Annotated in this window: 13 protein-coding genes; 6 read left to right on the top strand and 7 right to left on the bottom strand. The window is 64.6% G+C overall.

Going from position 1 to position 16,971, the window contains the following annotated elements:
• Window positions 1-5: 5 nt before the first annotated feature.
• The 7 genes from ACK4TE_RS04785 to bchF are packed head-to-tail and all read right to left on the bottom strand — an operon-like array spanning window position 6 to window position 10,087.
• Window positions 6-1,439 (bottom strand): BCD family MFS transporter, encoded by a 1,434-nt coding sequence (locus ACK4TE_RS04785; protein ID WP_409910344.1) that lies wholly within the window; start codon window positions 1,437-1,439, stop codon window positions 6-8.
• Window positions 1,436-2,134, bottom strand: coding sequence for a magnesium protoporphyrin IX methyltransferase (gene bchM / locus ACK4TE_RS04780; protein ID WP_409910365.1), 699 nt, complete (start codon window positions 2,132-2,134; stop codon window positions 1,436-1,438). Before bchM ends, ACK4TE_RS04785 begins: the two co-directional genes overlap by 4 nt.
• Entirely contained in the window at window positions 2,131-3,030 is a 900-nt protein-coding gene (gene bchL, locus ACK4TE_RS04775) for a ferredoxin:protochlorophyllide reductase (ATP-dependent) iron-sulfur ATP-binding protein (protein ID WP_409910343.1), read from the bottom strand. Before bchL ends, bchM begins: the two co-directional genes overlap by 4 nt.
• Window positions 3,027-6,761, bottom strand: coding sequence for a magnesium chelatase subunit H (locus ACK4TE_RS04770; protein ID WP_409910342.1), 3,735 nt, complete (start codon window positions 6,759-6,761; stop codon window positions 3,027-3,029). The genes bchL and ACK4TE_RS04770 overlap by 4 nt, the downstream gene beginning before the upstream one ends.
• Window positions 6,751-8,304 carry a ferredoxin:protochlorophyllide reductase (ATP-dependent) subunit B gene (bchB, locus tag ACK4TE_RS04765; RefSeq protein ID WP_409910341.1) on the bottom strand — a complete coding sequence of 518 codons (1,554 nt, stop codon included), beginning with the start codon at window positions 8,302-8,304 and terminating at the stop codon, window positions 6,751-6,753. The genes ACK4TE_RS04770 and bchB overlap by 11 nt, the downstream gene beginning before the upstream one ends.
• The gene (locus ACK4TE_RS04760) at window positions 8,304-9,593 is read right to left on the bottom strand and encodes a ferredoxin:protochlorophyllide reductase (ATP-dependent) subunit N (protein WP_409910340.1); all 1,290 of its coding nucleotides are present in this window, start codon (window positions 9,591-9,593) and stop codon (window positions 8,304-8,306) included. Before ACK4TE_RS04760 ends, bchB begins: the two co-directional genes overlap by 1 nt.
• A complete protein-coding gene (bchF, locus tag ACK4TE_RS04755) occupies window positions 9,590-10,087 on the bottom strand; it encodes a 2-vinyl bacteriochlorophyllide hydratase (RefSeq protein WP_409910339.1) in 498 nt (165 codons plus the stop codon). The genes ACK4TE_RS04760 and bchF overlap by 4 nt, the downstream gene beginning before the upstream one ends.
• 421 nt (window positions 10,088-10,508) lie before the next feature.
• On the opposite strand from bchF, the gene ACK4TE_RS04750 reads away from it, so the two are divergent.
• The 6 genes from ACK4TE_RS04750 to ACK4TE_RS04725 all read left to right on the top strand — a co-directional run bounded on the left by ACK4TE_RS04750 (window position 10,509) and on the right by ACK4TE_RS04725 (window position 16,969).
• A complete protein-coding gene (locus tag ACK4TE_RS04750; protein WP_409910338.1) occupies window positions 10,509-11,423 on the top strand; it encodes a B12-binding domain-containing protein in 915 nt (304 codons plus the stop codon).
• A 122-nt stretch (window positions 11,424-11,545) separates the two neighbouring features.
• A complete protein-coding gene (ppsR, locus tag ACK4TE_RS04745; RefSeq protein WP_409910337.1) occupies window positions 11,546-12,901 on the top strand; it encodes a transcriptional regulator PpsR in 1,356 nt (451 codons plus the stop codon).
• Window positions 12,902-13,003: 102 nt separating this feature from the next.
• Complete coding sequence (gene chlG, locus ACK4TE_RS04740) at window positions 13,004-13,912, top strand: chlorophyll synthase ChlG (protein ID WP_409910336.1); 909 nt, start codon at window positions 13,004-13,006, stop codon at window positions 13,910-13,912.
• Window positions 13,909-15,285: a BCD family MFS transporter gene (locus tag ACK4TE_RS04735; RefSeq protein WP_409910335.1), complete on the top strand. Its 1,377-nt coding sequence runs from the start codon at window positions 13,909-13,911 to the stop codon at window positions 15,283-15,285. The genes chlG and ACK4TE_RS04735 overlap by 4 nt, the downstream gene beginning before the upstream one ends.
• Window positions 15,282-16,496 (top strand): geranylgeranyl diphosphate reductase, encoded by a 1,215-nt coding sequence (locus ACK4TE_RS04730; RefSeq protein ID WP_409910334.1) that lies wholly within the window; start codon window positions 15,282-15,284, stop codon window positions 16,494-16,496. Before ACK4TE_RS04735 ends, ACK4TE_RS04730 begins: the two co-directional genes overlap by 4 nt.
• On the top strand, window positions 16,493-16,969 hold the full coding sequence (locus tag ACK4TE_RS04725) for a TspO/MBR family protein (protein WP_409910333.1): 477 nt from the start codon (window positions 16,493-16,495) through the stop codon (window positions 16,967-16,969). The genes ACK4TE_RS04730 and ACK4TE_RS04725 overlap by 4 nt, the downstream gene beginning before the upstream one ends.
• Window positions 16,970-16,971 lie beyond the last annotated feature (2 nt).

Below are 16,971 nucleotides of genomic sequence, written 5' to 3'. Positions count from 1 at the left end.
TCGTATCAGCCTGGGTGGGCAGCCAGGCCGAATTTTGTGGAAGGGGTTGCAGGCGAGGCCAGCGAGTGGCGGGCAAGAGGCCCGATCACCGCCAGCGTTACAAAGAGCAGCAGAATTTCGATGTGATACACGGCGCCGTAGCCCGGCGCGGCTCCGGTGAGGGCAGGCCCCAGCTGGCCACTTTCGGCGAGGCCGGAGACGACATCCCGGATCGCGCCGCCGAGGGCGACCGCCACACCGGTTGCGGTTGCCGTGACTGCGCCCCAAGCGCCGAGGGCGATGCCGCTGTCATGCTGGCGCGCAACCGCCATGATGGCCGTCAGTGTGCCAACAGAAAACAGGCCGCCGCCGAAACCGATGAGGAAGGCGCCGCAGAGGAAAGTGAAGAGCGAGCCTGCCGGATAGGCAATCACGACAAGGGCAAAGGCGAACACGCCCGCCACGGCCCCTGCCCCGGCGAGGCGGTGAGGCTCTCCGCCGCGGCTCAGCTGGTTGGCCGATATGGCGAACCCGATCAGGGCCCCGAAGGCGGACAGGGCGGTCAGGCGTGTGGTTGCCGAGACGCTCATGCCGAGCACTTCTGCGCCGTAGGGCTCGAGCAGCACGTCCTGCATTGCGAAGGCCGCCGCGCCGGTGCCCGCGGCAATCAGCAGGCGGACGGTGTTGCGATCCCCGAGGAGGCGGGCCCAGGTTTCGGCAAAGCCCGGCTGCGCGCGGTCAGGCGCCGTCAGCGCCGGATTGCGGGTTTCCTGTTTCCAAAGCGCGATGACGTTGAGGACCATGGTCACAACGGCTGCGCCCTGGATGACCTGTATCAGGATCAGAGTGTTGAAGTCCCGCAGCAGCCAGCCGAAGAGGAGCGAGCTCGCCACCATGCCAGCGAGCAGCATGATGTAGAGGAGCGCCACGACACGCGGACGCGTCTCGTCGCTGGCAAGGTCGCTGGCGAGGGCGAGGCCGGCAGTCTGGGTTGTGTGAATGCCGGCGCCGACGAGCAGGAAAGCAACCGCCGCGCCCGCATGTCCGATCCAGGCCGGGCCGGTCGAATCGCCGGACAGGAGGATCAGCGCAAACGGCATCAGCGCGAGACCGCCGAACTGGAACAGCGATCCGAACCAGATGAAGGGCACGCGGCGCCATCCGAGTACGGAGCGGTGCGTGTCCGACTTGTGGCCGATCAGGGCGCGCAGCGGCGCGAAGACGAGGGGCAGCGCAACCATCAGCGCCACCAACCAGGCCGAAACGCCCAGCTCCACGATCATCACCCGGTTCAGCGTTCCGGTCAGCAGCACCATCGCCATGCCGACCGAGACCTGGAACAGCGACAGGCGCAGGAGGCGGCCCAGCGGCAGCTGTTCGCTGGCAGCATCAGCGAAGGGCAGGAACTTCGTTCCCACACTCATCCAGAGGCTTGCGAAGGAGCGCCGCTCGGGGGTCATGTCCGCACCACCTCCGCAGCTTCGGAGAAGTAGAATCCGGAATGGACCCGGTGCGTGCGCGACACGCGGAAGGCGCCGTCTGTCAGCGCCTCGATGCGACGGGCGAGGTTTGCGCCCGAGACGGGCACGATGGCGGGGGCGCGGTCTGCGCGCGGGAAAAGCTTTCCGGCGCCATGCATGGCGGAGAGCAGCGCAGTGCGCGGCGCATGGGTGAAGATCAGCGAATAGCGCACGCGCGGCAGGATGCGCGCGATCATCGCGGCCATGTCGGCTTCTTCATAGTGGATGACCGAATCCATCGCGACCGCATGGTCGAACACGCCGAGCTCGGGCGAGCTCATGTCGCCGACGCGCCAAGTGATGCGGGAAATGATCGCGGGATCGGTGAGACGTTCGGCAGCGATCTCGACAAGCGGGCCGGCAATGTCCACGGCGAGTACTTCGGCGCCGCGCGCCGCAGCGGCGGCGGCAAATGTGCCTGTGCCGCAGCCAGCATCGAGCACGCGGCGGCTGGAGAGGTCTGCCGGCAGCCAGGAAAGGATCGTGTCATGCATCGAGGCGCGCCCGGCCCTCACGGCAGCGCGGATGCCGCTGACCGGCGCCGCCGAGGTCAGCGCTTCCCACGCGGCCGCGGCGGTGTCGCCGAAATAAGCCTGCAATTCTGCGCGCCGGGTCTGGTAAGCCGCTTCCATCAGTCGAACCCCAGGAAGTCAAAGATTTCGCGGTCCTTCATAGGAACCGCCTCGACAGGATCCCCGCCCAGCCAGAGCGCGGCGGCGAGGCGCAGATACTCTTTCTGCACTGCTTCGAGTTCCGGCGACGGCTCCATCTCGAAAATGGTCGACTTCTTCAGGCGCGAGCGGCGGATGACATCGAGGTCCGGGAAATGGGCGATGCGCTGCATGCCGGTGGCGTCGCAGTAGCGGTCGATCTCGTCGGTCGCCTTCGAGCGGTTGGCGATGACGCCGCCGAGACGGACAGCATAGTTCTGCGCCTTGGCCTGGATGGCCGCGACGATGCGGTTCATGGCGAAGATCGAGTCGAAATCATTGGCGGTGACGATGATGCCGCGCTCGGCGTGCTGGAGCGGCGAGGCAAAACCGCCGCAGACGACATCGCCCAGCACATCGAAGATCACCACATCCGTGTCTTCCAGCAGGCGGTGCTCCTTCAGGAGCTTGACCGTCTGGCCGACGACATAGCCGCCGCAGCCCGTTCCGGCCGGCGGTCCGCCCGCCTCGACACACATGACGCCGTTATAGCCCTGGAAAACGAAGTCTTCGGTTCTCAGTTCCTCCGAGTGGAACTCGACCGATTCCAGGACATCAATGACGGTCGGCATCAGCTTCTTGGTCAGGGTGAAGGTGGAATCGTGCTTCGGATCACACCCGATCTGCAGCACACGCTTGCCGATATTGGAGAAGGCCGCGGACAGGTTGGAGGAGGTCGTGGATTTTCCGATCCCGCCTTTTCCGTACACGGCAAAAACTTTGGCGCTGCCGGTTTCGAAGCGGGAATCGAGCTTCACCTGCACACTGCCCTCCCCGTCGGGACGGCGGGCACCGGGCCGGTTGAGTGCGAGACTCGTCATGCGGCGGCTCCTTGTGATGGGGTGATGCCTTCGAGGCGATCTTCGATTTCGGCGCTCGCGGCGCGCAGCGCGGCCAGTGTTTCGGGATCCGGCGACCAGTAGCGGCGCTCGGACGCCTCGATCAGACGGCCCGCGACATTCGCGGTCGCTGCCGGGTTCAGTTCCGACAGGCGGCGGCGCAGCGTTTCGTCAAGAACGAAGGTTTCGGTCATCTGCTGGTAGACCCAGGGCGCGACCTGGCCGGTCGTCGCCGACCAGCCCATCGTGTTGGTCACCTGAGCTTCGATCTGGCGCACGCCTTCATAGCCGTGGCGCAGCATGCCTTCATACCATTTCGGGTTCAGCGTACGTGAGCGAGTTTCCAATGCGACCTGCTCTGCCAGTGTGCGGACTATGCCGTCGCCGCGTGTCTGGTCGCCGATGTACACGGAGGGTTGCTCACCGCGCGCCTTGGTGGCGGCGCGGGAAATGCCGCCGAGCGTATCGAAATAGTGATCGATGGTTGTCAGGCCGGTCTCGACCGATTCGAGATTCTGGTAGGCAACCTCGACACCGGAAAGCAGGCTGCTCAACAGCGCCGGCTGGGCATGCGGCCGGCCATCCCGTCCGTAGGCGAAGCATTTGCGCGTAGCGAAGGCATCGCCCAGCTCGTCCTCATTGTCCCAGGTTCCGGCGGAAATCAGATAGTTGACGTTGGCACCATAGGCGCCGTCGGCATTCGAGAAGACGCGCAGGGCGGCGGTTGCCATGTCTGCGCCGGAACTCGCCTGCCAAGCCAGCGCATGCTTGCGGATGAAGTTGAGGTCGGCGGGCTCATCGGCATGGGCCGCTGCGAAGGCGGCATCGGCCAGCATCCGAGTCTGCAGGGGCAGAAGATCGCGGAAGATGCCGGACAGCGTGACCATGACATCGATGCGCGGACGGCCGAGCTTTTCGAGTGGGATCAGGTCTGCGCCGGCAAGCCGTCCATAGGAATCGAAGCGGGGCGTTGCGCCGAGCAGCGCCATGGCCTGCGCGATCTGAGCGCCTTCGCTTTTCAGATTATCCGTGCCCCAAAGCACGATCGCCATCGTCTCGGGCAGGCGGCCGGTCTCCGACCGGTGACGTTCGATCAGCCGGTCAGCCTGGCGCCGGCCATCGGCAACCGCGTAGGCGCTGGGCAGCCGGAACGGATCGAAGCCGTGAATGTTGCGGCCGGACGGCAGGATGTCCGGCGAGCGGATCAGGTCGCCGCCCGGTACGGGCGGTGTGTACCCTGCATCCAGCGCGCGGATGAGCGCGGCCATTTCATGATCTTCCGAGAGCAGACGATTGGCACGGGCAAGGCGCTCCAGCTCGGCAGTGCGTGCTTCGAGCCTGTGCCGGGCGGCAATCTCCGACGGTGCAGTCCCGGCAACCAGCGCATCGAGAACTACGTCCGGAAGCGGAGCGTCACCCTCTGCCGGCGGCATCGCGGCGAGCAGGTTGCGGCGCGCCTCCGGCCCGAGCCCCTGCCCCGCGACGTGCAGGCCCTCGGGGATCAGCGTGCCCTCGATTTCCAGGAGTTTCAGCCGGATGGCTTCAATCCGGTCCTGCGGACGGTCGAAGGATGCCGGCGGATCAAGATCAAGATCGCTTGCCTGCTGCGCAATCAGCGCTTCAAGGTCCGCCCGCTCCGAGGTGGCGGCCGGGTCCAATCCGCGCCAGCGCTGGATGGTGGCCGACAGGTCCGACAGGCCTCGGTAGAGACCGGATTCGGCAACCGGCGGCGTCAGGTAGGACACGGTCGTCGCGTTGCCTCGGCGGCGCGCGATCGTGGCTTCGGACGGATTATTTGCCGCGTAGAAATAGATGTTGGGCAGGTCGCCGATCAGATAGTCCGGCCAGCAGTCGCCCGAGAGGCCGGTCTGTTTGCCCGGCATGAACTCCAGCGCGCCATGTGTTCCGAAATGCACGACAGCGTCGGCGCAGAAGGCCTGTTTCAGCCAGGAATAATAGGCTGCGAAGGCATGCGTCGGCGCAAAGCCCTTCTCGAAGAGCAGGCGCATCGGGTCGCCTTCATAGCCGAAGCCCGGCTGCAGGCCGACAAAAACATTACCGAACTGTGCGCCAAGCACGAACAGCGCGCGGCCATCCGTCAGTACACGGCCGGGCGCCGGGCCCCAGGCCGCTTCGATATCTTTCAGTCTCCGTTCGCGCCGGACATGATGCGCCACCGGAATCTCGGCGCCGACATTGGCCTCCGTGCCGTAGCGCTCCTTGTTTCCCTCGAGCAATGCTTCTTTCAGGTCATCGACCGTTGCAGGCACGTCGACAGAGTATCCCTCGGCGGCCAGCCGCTTCAGGAAATTGTGCAGGGACTCGAACACCGACAGGTGGGCGGCGGTGCCCACACTGCCGGAGTTTGGCGGGAAGTTGAACAGCGTGATCGCGACGCGGCGGCTGGCGCGCGCGGAGCGTTTCAGGCGGATCAGGCGGTCAACCCGGGCGGCGAGCTGTTCGGCGCGCTCCGGGCAGGACCGCATACGACGGTTGTCATCGGCGAATGTGCAACGGCGGGCGCAGCCGATACACGTCGTGCCATGATCGGCGCGCCCGCCGATGACAATGGACCCTGTGGCGCCGTCTAGCTCGGGAAGAGCGACCATCATCGTGGTCTCGATCGGCATCAGTCCGCGCGAGCCCGAACCCCAGTCCGACAGGGACTGGAACTCCGAAGCAAGGGCGCAGACATAGGGAATATCGAGGGCTTTCAACATCTCGACAGCGCCTTCAGAGTCATTGAAGGCCGGGCCGCCGACAAGGGAAAAGCCGGTAAGGGAAACGAGCGCGTCGATTGTGGGCGTTTCGCCGCGCATGAAAAAGCGCCGGATGGCCGCGCGGGCATCAAGGCCGCTGGCAAAGGCCGGAATGACTTTCAGGCCGCGGGCTTCGAGCGCCGCAATCGCGCCGTCATAATGCCCGGTATCGCCGGACGAGACGTAGGAGCGCATGACCAGAAGGCCGACAACGGGTTGGCGGGGGGCGCCTTTCGGCAGGGCATCCAGGCGTTCGGCAACGCCGCCCTTGATGCCGGGATGATAGAGGCCGGTGTCCGGATACTCTTCCGGCGGGGCCGGATTGAGCGTACCGCGAAGATGGGCCCGCGGACCTGCGGCGTAGCGATCGATCAGGAAGCGGACGGCATTGGCGATGTTGCGCTCCGAGCCCGCGAGCCAGTATTGCATCGTCAGGAAATAGGCGCGCACGTCCTGCGCAACGCCGGGTATGTAGCGCAGGATCTTGGGTAGGCGGCGCAGCGTCTTCATCTGCTTCTCGCCGGCCTTGGCCTTGTCGCCCGAGCCCTTGAGACGTTTCATCAGCGCGATCGGCCCGCTGGCGGGACGCGACATGTCAAACCGGTCGAGGCGCGTCAGCTGCACGATCTCGGACGCCGACATGCAGCCTACAAAAGCGTCGCACTGCTCGCGCCGCGCCTTCAGCGCCGGGAGCACGGCCCGGATATGCTCCTCGATGAACAGCATAGAGGAGATAATGATGTCGGCGCACCCGATATCCTCGATCGCTGCGCGCAGCGCTGCAGGGCGGTGATCCCATTCGGAGGCAGCGTGAAAGTCGAGGGACAGCGCCGGCAACGTGCGGCGAAGCTCGGATTCGGCTGCGCGCACGGCTGCGCACAGATGCGAATCCAGGGACAGGATCACGACCCGGACGGGCGTCTTGTCGACAACGAGTGCGCGCTTACCGGCCATACCGCGCCTTTGCATCATAGAGGGTCTCGAGCGTGATGGTGCCGAGATGCTGATCGCGGGCGAAGGCCTCCGTGTTGCGCTTGGCCTTGCCGCGCACGAAGAAGGGGATCTTCTTCAACTCACTCTCGGCCTCCGGGGCCCAGGCGATGACGTCTGATTCAAGGCCCACTTCAGCGGCGTCTGGACCATCTTCCTCACGGGATTTCTGCGCGGCGCCATGGCCGCCGAGATGCGACGCGCCGGCCGCATCGTTGAACTCGAAATCTTCGCGGAACATGCCGAGCAGGTGCTCTTCGAGACCCATGATCAGGGGATGGACCCAGGTGTCGAACAGGACGTTCGCGCCTTCAAAACCCATCTGAGGGGCATAGCGCGCGGGGAAATCCTGAACATGCACGGGAGAGGAAATGACCGCACACGGAATGCCGAACCGCTTGGCGATATGGCGTTCCATCTGCGTGCCGAGAATCAGTTCGGGCTGCAGCCTCTGGATCGCCGCTTCGACTTCCAGGTAATCATCCGTGATCAGCGCTTCGAGGCCGAGCTCAGAGGCGGCTTCGCGCACGGGGCGGGCGAATTCCCGGTTGTAGCAGCCGAGGCCGACGACCGTGAAGGCCAGTTCGTCCGAGGCCACGCGGGCGGCGGCCAGCGCATGGGTCGCGTCGCCGAAGATGAAAACGCGCTTGCCGGTGAGATAGTTCGAATCGACCGACCGGGACCACCACGGCATGTTGCTTTCGAAATCCGACAGGTCGGGCACGTCGATGCCGGCCAGGGCGCAGACCTCATGGATGAAGTCGCGCGTGGCACCTGCCCCGATCGGGATGGTCTTGGTGTAGGGCTGGCCGAATTCCTTCTCGAGGAAACGGGCCGCGACGTCGGCGATTTCCGGATAGAGCAAGACATTGAAGTCTGCCGCCGGAAGCCGGACGAGGTCTTCTGGGGTTGCACCCATCGGCGCGACGACATTGATCTCGACGCCGAGATGGCCCAGCAGGCCGGCAATCTCGCGCAGGTCATCCCGGTGCCGGAAGCCGAGCGCTGCCGGGCCAAGGATGTTGCAGAGCGGACGCGTCATCCTGCAGGGTTTGGCCTTCGGTTGCGGCTGCGAGAGCCCGCGTACCAGGCGATAGAAGGTTTCCGAGGCGCCCCAGTTTTCCTTCTTGGAATAGGAAGGCAATTCCAGCGGAATGACCGGCACGGGAAGGTCCAGCGCCTTTGCAAGGCCGCCGGGGTCATCCTGGATAAGCTCTGCCGTGCAAGATGCGCCGACCATGATCGCCTGCGGGCTGAACCGTGCATAGGCATCGCGTGCGGCGCGCTTGAAAATTTCAGCAGTATCCGAGCCGAGATCGCGCGCCTCGAAGGTCGTGTAGGTCACCGGCGGGCGCTTGCCGCGCCGCTCGATCATCGTGAAGAGGAGGTCCGCATAGGTATCGCCCTGCGGCGCGTGAAGGACATAGTGCAGGCCTTCCATCGCCGTTGCGATCCGCATGGCGCCGATGTGCGGCGGGCCTTCATATGTCCAGACCGTAAGTTGCATCAGACTGCGAGCCTCGTTCGCCGGACAAGCGGGCGCGCGAACAGCTCGGCGAGGTCACCAGCCTGTTCGTAGCCCTGGATGGGAGTGAAGACGAGTTCGATCGACCATTTCGTGGTCAGCCCTTCCCGCTCGAGCGGGTTGGCGAGACCCATGCCGCAAAGGGTGATATCCGGGCGCACATCGCGGCAGCGGTCGAGCTGCAGATCAACGTCCTGACCTTCACTGATCCGCGCGTCTGCCGGCAGGAGCGCCAGCTCGCCAGCCATGTGGGCGGCGTGCAGATAGGGCGTGCCGACTTCTTCCAGACGCATGCCAAGCTCACGCGACAGGAAACGCGCCAGCGGCACTTCGATCTGCGAGTCTGGGAAGCAGAACAGGGATTTACCGGCGAGGGTTTCCTGGTAGCGCGCCAGTCCGCGGGCGGCACGGGCGCGCGGCATCTCGGTGACGGCATGGAACCGCTCCGGGCTGATGCCGAAAGCGTCGGCCGCTGCCTTGAGCCAGGCGGTCGTGCCCTCGGCCCCGTAAGGAAAGAGCGCGGGCAGATGCACCGCGCCGCGCGCCTCGAGCGAACGCGCTGTATCCCTGAGCCATGGCTGGGCAAGCAGGAACTTCGTGTTCGGGCCGACCGGCGGCAGCGCGCCGGCACGCCGGCTCGGGAGGAAATGCACCGGGCCGATGCCGAGCGCATCAAACATCCGCGCAAACTGATCTTCAACAATATCCGCCAGCGCGCCGGCGACGATCAGTGCAGTGGCGCCTTTCGTATCCTCCGGCAGTTCCGGCACGAGCGCCGTGAGGCAGGCATCCTCGCCCTGTGTGAAGGTCGTTTCGATTCCGCTGCCGGAATAGTTGAGGATGCGCACCTGCGGCGCATAGGTTTTCGAGAGCCGCTCGGCCGCCCGGCCTAGATCGAGCTTGATCACTTCCGAGGGGCAGGACCCGACGAGGAACAGGAGCTTGATTTCCGGCCGGCGCTCCAGAAGGCGCGCCACCGTCTTGCCGAGTTCCTCGTTCATGTCGGCCATGCCGGCAAGGTCGCGTTCCTCGATGATTGCCGTGGCAAAGCGGGGCTCCGCAAAGATCATCACGCCCGCCGCCGATTGCATCAGGTGGGCGCAGGTGCGCGAGCCGACGATCAGGAAGAATGCATCCTGCATCTTGCGGTGCAGCCACATGATCGAGGTGAGGCCGCAGAACACTTCCCGCTGCCCCCGTTCGCGCAGTACGGCGCGCGCAGGCGGTGCGGCGGAGCCGGACTGGGTCGCGGAAGGGATCAGTTGGGTCATGCGGCCGCCTCCCCTGCCATCACAGGTTCGAGGCGGGCGAGGCGCAGCTTCCAAAGGAACTGCACGGCATTCACCACATATGTTGCATATGCCGCGAGCGCGACGGCGATCTGCGCGACGGGAGAACCGATGCCGCCAAGCAGCATCACCAGATAGACCGTGTGCAGAGCAATCACGATCATCGAAACGGCATCTTCCCAGAAGAACGGCCCGGCAAACAGGTATTTGCCGAAGACTTCCTTCTCCCAGATCGAGCCGGTGATCATGATGGCGTAGAGCACGAACGTCTTTAGGACGATGGAGGCGGTCGCCACGGCAAGGCCGTCACCCGAGACCAGGTAACGGATGACCAGAATCAGGCTGACCAGAAATACGAGGAATTGAAGCGGCGCCAGGATGCCCTGCACGAGAGTCCAGGGCGAAGCATCCCGGCGGCGGCGCTGTTCGGCAGTATACAGCGGCTTCCTCCCTGCATCGATGGGGTGTTCCAACATGGTCCGAGGCCCTGTCTTTCCCATTCTCGTCTGAGCACGACGATAGCCTCGGACTCCGATATGTCAATCTGTGTTGACGTCAAATCCGATTGACAATTCACCGGAAAGGGGGGAGTTTCCCCTTGTCACCTGCTTTTGGATGGATTCAGAAAACCACCCATGATACCTAAGGGCAGGAAATGGTTATCCGGCTTTTCGGCGCATGTGCCGTCCTTCCGGAGTGTGCTGAAGGTTACCCGCCGTTCCTGCGACCTCCCACGCAGTCAAGGCTTCACGGGAACATCCGCCTACGGATGAATTCCCGCTATTTGATCAAGCCGGGATGGTTCTTTTCCGGCGACATGTTGCAGGGCTATAAGGAGCCGTGTTTTCCCGGCGTGCTGACAACGCGCGCCCGGTGCATGGCTGAACGGAGGAACGCATGGCGCTCAACCAGGAATCGAGATCCGGGCCAGGTGCAGACAACTTTGCGGACGTTATCATACGGCCCATTCCCTTCCTTGTCGGATTATGGCGCCAGCTCGGTGCCGAGCCTTCAGCAAAACCCCTCTCTTCCGACCAGCCCGAGCTGTTTGCCGCCCTGCAGTCGGAGATTATTCCGCGCCTGATGATTGCCAGCCGGATGCCGGCGCTACCGCGCGTGGCGCATCGCAGCAGCGTTGAAGTCCGGGGCATGGCGTTCTCCGCCTCGGAACAGGACGCTTTCGTGGAGGCCCTCCTTTCCGAGGACAGCGACCGCGCCACGCAGCTTGCCGATGCGCACATCGCCCGCGGTCATGAAACATCCAGCCTGCTGGTCCAGCTGTTTGCCCCCGCCGCCCGCGAACTCGGCGAGATGTGGGCGAATGACCGTGTGAGCTTTGTCGACGTGACCATCGGGGTGTGCCGGCTGCATGAAATCGTTCATCGCATCTCGGGAGACGCCGTACACACGACTGACCTGAGCTCCGAAACGGCCCCGAGCATCCTGATTGCGAGCGCGCCGGGAGAACAACATGTGTTCGGTGTGCTGGTCGCCTCCGAACTCTTCCGCCAGAATGGTTGGGCCGTCACATCGGACACGTCCGGAGACCCAGCCACCCTTCTGCGCACCCTTTCGAATCACCGGTTTGACATGGCCGGGTTGTCCGTGGCGAGCGACCTTGTTGCGGGTGATTTGCGGGCGATCGTGTCATCCTGGCGCAAGGCGTCGCGAAACAACCGGCTCAAGATTCTTGCTGGAGGGCATCTTTTCCAGCACTCACCGCATATTGCGCTGGAAATCGGCGCAGACGCTATCGCTGGTAGCGGACTGGATGCCCCGGACCTTGCAAGGAAACTGTTGGCAATGTCATAGCTGGGCTGCTAGGGGCTTTCGCGGGTTATCACCGTGGTCTGTTTGGAACCAAAATGGATGCATCGTCGCAAGCCTCGCCCCTCAAATCCTCGTTTCGCGACGCGGAGCAGCATCTTTCGGGATTGAGCGCTCAGACTGTTGCGGCACTTCTGGAACAGGCGGCAGACATCGTCCTTATCCTGCAGGACGGGGTGGTGAAGGATGTTGGCATCGCTTCCGAGGAACTGCGCAAATCGGGCTTCGCTGCAGGTTGGATCGGGAAAGCCTGGGCCGACACGGTCGCCCCTGACAGCCGGCCCAAGATCGAAACCCTGCTGAAGGACGCTGACGGCAAGACACAGGGTCGGTTGCGCCAGGTCAATCATCCCTCCGGAAGTGTGCGCGATATCGCGATTGCCTATCGCACCATCCGCGCCGAGGCCGGTGGCCCGGTCGTCGCCTTCGGGCGCGACCTCAGAGACATTTCCGACCTGCAGCAGAAACTCGTCCGGGCGCAGCAGGATATCGAGCGGGACTATTCGCGGCTGCGCAAGGCGGAAGCGCGCTACAAGATGATCTTCGAGGCGGTTGCCGAGCCGATCCTGATCGTGACGGGGGACGATCTCCTGGTCGAAGCGGCAAATCGTTCGGCCGGCAAAGTGTTCGGCACCGATGCAGAACTGCTGGCGAGCCAGGACTTTCCCGGACTGTTCGCGCCGCGCGCCGCAAGATCGGTGGAGCGTATGGCGGCCAAGGCGCTCGCCGCCGGAAGCGCCTCTGCAGAAAAGATCGAGCTTGCCTCCGGCAAGAAGGTGATGCTGTCTGCATCCGTCTTTGGCCAGGGCATGGACTCGCGTCTCGTTGTCAAGGTTGGCAGCGATGCCGTTGCCGGCAATGACGACAAGAACAGCCGCGAAAAGCTGATGCAGACGCTGGAAAGCCTGCCGGATGCATTCGTGGTGACGGATGACGAGCTGAGGGTCCTCGCGGCCAATCACGCCTTCCTCGAGATGGCGCATCTCAGCGAAGAGGATCAGGCCGCCGGTGCGCGCCTGTCTCAATACCTCGGCCGCTCAGCGACGGACCTGAACGTGCTGGTATCGACCCTCAAGAACAATGGCTCGGCCCGCAACTTTGCGACGGTGCTGCGTGACCGGTTCAATACCGAGGAGCAGGTCGAGGTTTCGGCCGTGTCCACGGGCGCGGGCCGGGCAGCGTACTATGCATTTTCGGTGCGCATCGTGAGCCGGAGGCTGGCTGCCGAACCGCCGCCGGGAGAGGAACTGCCGCGGTCGGTGGACCACCTTACCAACCTCGTTGGCCGGATGCCGCTGAAGGACATCGTGCGCGATTCCACCACCCTGATTGAACGACTGTGCATCGAAGCGGCGCTGCGGCTGACCGATGACAACCGTGCCTCGGCGGCAGAGATTCTGGGCCTGAGCCGGCAGGGTCTCTATTCCAAGCTCAAGCGCTTCGGAATCGACGACAAGAATTGACGACGCCTGCCGGTTTTAGTCCGCAGACGGACTATTTTCAGGCCACGCACTGATGCGTCAATTCGGATTGACACCGCGGTACGCCAACCGTAATTTACACTCATGGTCGAGACGCCCCTCCCGGTTATGGCCCGGCACCTGCCCGAACCGCGGGCGGTGCTGGAACTTTTCAAGCCGGTCACCTGGTTTGCCGCGATGTGGGCCTATATGTGCGGCGCCGTATCCAGCGGCCAGCCTCTGGCTCCGAACCTTCACCTGCTGCTCGGCGGCATGCTTCTGGCTGGCCCCATGGTGTGCGCCTCCAGTCAGGCGGTGAATGATTGGTATGACCGCCATGTCGATGCCATCAATGAACCGGGCAGGCCCATTCCGTCGGGGCGGATTCCGGGGCGGTGGGGCTTCTATCTGGCGGTGCTGTGGTCGGGGCTGTCGCTGCTGCTCGGGCTGGCGCTGGGCTTCTGGGCATTTGCGGCGACACTGGTCGCCGTGTTCCTCGCCTGGGCGTACAGCGCGCCGCCGCTGCGCCTCAAGATGAATGGCTGGTGGGGCAATGCCGCAGTCGGAATTTCTTATGAAGGCATCGCCTGGTTCACCGGCGCCGCCGTGATGCTGGGCGCCCTGCCCCATCCGCTGATCCTGATCCTCGCGCTGCTCTACTCTGTCGGCGCGCACGGGATCATGACGCTCAACGACTTCAAGTCGATCGAGGGCGACACGAAGATGGGGGTGCGCTCCCTGCCGGTGCAGCTGGGGCCTGACCGCGCGGCACGGCTAGCCTGCGTCGTGATGGCACTGCCGCAGATGGCGGTGATCCTGCTGCTGATCGGCATCGGCAGGCCCGTGCATGCCGGCATTGTGCTGGCACTGCTGGGCGCGCAGGTCTGGCTTATGCGCCCGCTGCTGGCAGATCCGCGCGGCAAGGCGATCTGGTACTCGGCGTTTGGCGTGCTTCTCTACGTTCTCGGCATGTTGGCGAGCGCCTTTGCGGTTGCGCCCTGGTCTGCCGGATGACCGGCGCGGCGCCCCCTTTCGGCTGGCTCGGCATTGTCCGCCTGGGACTCGTCCAGACCGCGCTCGGCGCCATCGTCATCCTGATGACCTCCACGCTGAACCGGGTCATGGTAGTCGAGCTTGGCCTTGCGGCCGCGATTCCGGGACTGCTGGTCAGCTGGCACTACGCCGTGCAGATGTCGCGCCCCCGTTGGGGATACGGCGCGGATACAGGCGGACGGCGCGCGCCGTGGATCCTCGGCGGCATGGCCGTGCTGGCAGCGGGCGCAATCCTCGCGGCGCTGTCAGCCGCCCTGATGACCTCGCACTTCTGGGCCGGATTTGCCGCCTCTGTGCTGGCCTATGCCCTGATCGGCGGAGGCGTCGGCGCAGCCGGCACGAATCTCCTTGCCCTGCTGGCCATCCGCACACAGCCTTCGCGCAAGGCGGCGGCGGCAGCGATTGTCTGGATCATGATGATCATGGGCTTTGTCCTGACCGCCGGGATTGGCGGCGGCTTCCTGAAGCCCTTCAGTTTTGACCGCCTCATCCTTGTGACAGTTTGCGTTTGCGCGATTGCGCTGGCGGTCACTTTCCTCGCGCTGAGGGGGCTCGAACCCGTCCAGAAACTGTCCACACGCCGGGCCGGATCTGGTGTAGACTCTGCTCAGGAAAACGCAGCCTTCCGGGTCGCCCTGATGGAGACCTGGAATGATCCGCAGGCACGCCGGTTCACGGTCTTCGTCTTCGTGTCGATGCTGGCTTACAGCGCGCAGGACCTGATCCTCGAGCCCTTTGCGGGCTTCGTCCACGGCTATGATGTCGGCAGTTCCACGCAGCTGTCCGGCATGCAGAATATGGGAACCCTGCTGGGCATGATCGTGACCGCGATCGCCGGCACGGTAATCGGCAAGTCCCGGGCAGGCTTCATGCGGGCATGGACCGTGGGCGGATGTATCGCCTCGGCCAGCGCGCTGCTGGCGCTCGGGCTTGGCACTTACAGCTTTGGCGCGGACTGGCCGCTGGCGGCGAACGTGATCGCGCTCGGTATCGCCAACGGCGCATTTGCTGTTGCCGCGATCGGGTCAATGATGACGCTGGCGAGCGCCGGGGGCACACGGCGCGAGGGCACGCGGATGGGCCTGTGGGGCGCCTCGCAGGCCATTGCCTTCGGCCTTGGCGGATTCCTGGGCGCAGCGGCCGTGGATGTTGCCCGCGCCCTGATGGACAGCCCTGCCCCGGCCTTCGCACTGGTCTTCGTGCTGGAAGGCCTGACCTTCATCGTGGCCGCCGCCCTGGCGCTGCGCGTCGGGGCGACCCGGGCCGATGACGCGCGGCTGCCGTCCATGCCCAGCCATGAATTCCTTACCGTCAGAACCGGGGACGCAACATGAACCCTCCGAATACAGATGAAATATATGACTGCGTCATCGTTGGCGGCGGGCCTGCCGGCGCAACGGCCGCGCATGATCTGGCCAGATCCGGCCGCCGCGTGCTGCTGCTCGACAGGGCCGGGCGGATCAAGCCTTGCGGCGGCGCAATCCCGCCCCGCCTGATCCAGGATTTCAATATTCCGGACTCGATGCTGGTGGCCCGGGCGAGCGCGGCGCGTATGGTTGCGCCTTCCGGCCGGGTGGTCGACATGCCGGTTGAGGGCGGCGCCGTCGGGATGGTGGACCGCGAGCACTTTGATGAGTGGCTGCGCGCCCGCGCTGCCTCTGCAGGCGCAGAGCGGCAGGCCGGGAGCTTTTTGCGGATCGACCGCGACACACACGGCGGCGCAACGGTTGTCTATACGCCGAAGGAAGAAGATGCGGGCACCGTCAGCGTCCGCACCCGGACCATCATCGGCGCAGATGGTGCAAAGTCACGCGTTGCGGCCGAGGCGATCCCCGGCGGCGGCGAGACCAAATGCGTGTTTGCCTATCACGAGATCATCCGATCTCCGGCTGCGACGGACGGCTTTGATCCGTCGCGCTGCGACATCTACTATCAGGGCCGCCTTTCGCCGGACTTCTATGCCTGGGTGTTCCCGCATGGCGAAACGACAAGCGTGGGCGTTGGCAGCGCCAACAAGGGATTCTCCCTGCGAGAGGCCATCCGCACACTGCGCAAGGATATCGGCCTCGACCGCGCAGACCTCGTCCGCAAGGAAGGCGCGCCGATCCCGCTGAAACCCCTCAAGCGCTGGGATAATGGGCGGGATGTGATCCTCGCCGGCGATGCCGCCGGTGTTGTCGCGCCGGCGTCCGGCGAAGGCATCTACTATGCGATGCTGGGCGGCCGCGAAGCCGCCACGGCAATTGATGAGCTGCTCAGCACCGGCGATGTCCGCGCGCTGGCCGCGACCCGCAAACGCTACATGAAGGCGCACGGGCAGGTTTTCATGATCCTCGGCATCATGCAGCATTTCTGGTACCGCTCCGACAAGCGGCGGGAAGGCTTTGTGGCCATGTGCAATGACCGGGATGTGCAACGGCTGACCTGGGACGCTTATCTCAACAAGCGCCTCGGCAAGCCGGACCATATGGCCCATCTCAGGATCTTTCTGAAAGATACCGCGCACCTGCTTGGCCTTGCGCCAGCACGGCACGGGCAACCGTGATTCAAAAACGTCCGGTACTGGTTGCGTCTATCGCTGCGCTGGCGACCGCAATTGCCGGCGGCGCGATGACCCGGATCGACGTATGGTACCGCGGACTCGAGAAGTCTTCGCTCAACCCTCCGGACTGGGCATTTGCGCCGGCCTGGACGATCATCTACGCGCTCGCCGCGCTGGCTGCCGCGACGGGATGGAGAGCTGCCCGCACGCAGCGCGACCGTTCCCTGCTGATCATCCTGTTCTTTTTCAACGCCGTGCTGAACATTGCCTGGAGCGGCGTGTTCTTTACGCTTCGGCGGCCGGACTGGGCGCTTGCGGAAGTCGCGACCCTCTGGATATCTGTCCTTGTGCTGATTGTCTTCCTGGCGCGCTTCTCACGGCCAGCCTCAATGCTGATGTGGCCCTATCTTGCCTGGGTGTCGTTTGCGGCCTGGCTGAACTATAAGGTCGTCGCCCTCAATGCGCCGTTCGGATAGGC

Source organism: Hyphomonas sp., assembly GCF_046313975.1.
Taxonomy (GTDB): domain Bacteria; phylum Pseudomonadota; class Alphaproteobacteria; order Caulobacterales; family Hyphomonadaceae; genus Hyphomonas.
Note: the sequence above shows the minus strand (reverse complement) of the source record. Positions and strands in the feature narration are given on the sequence as shown.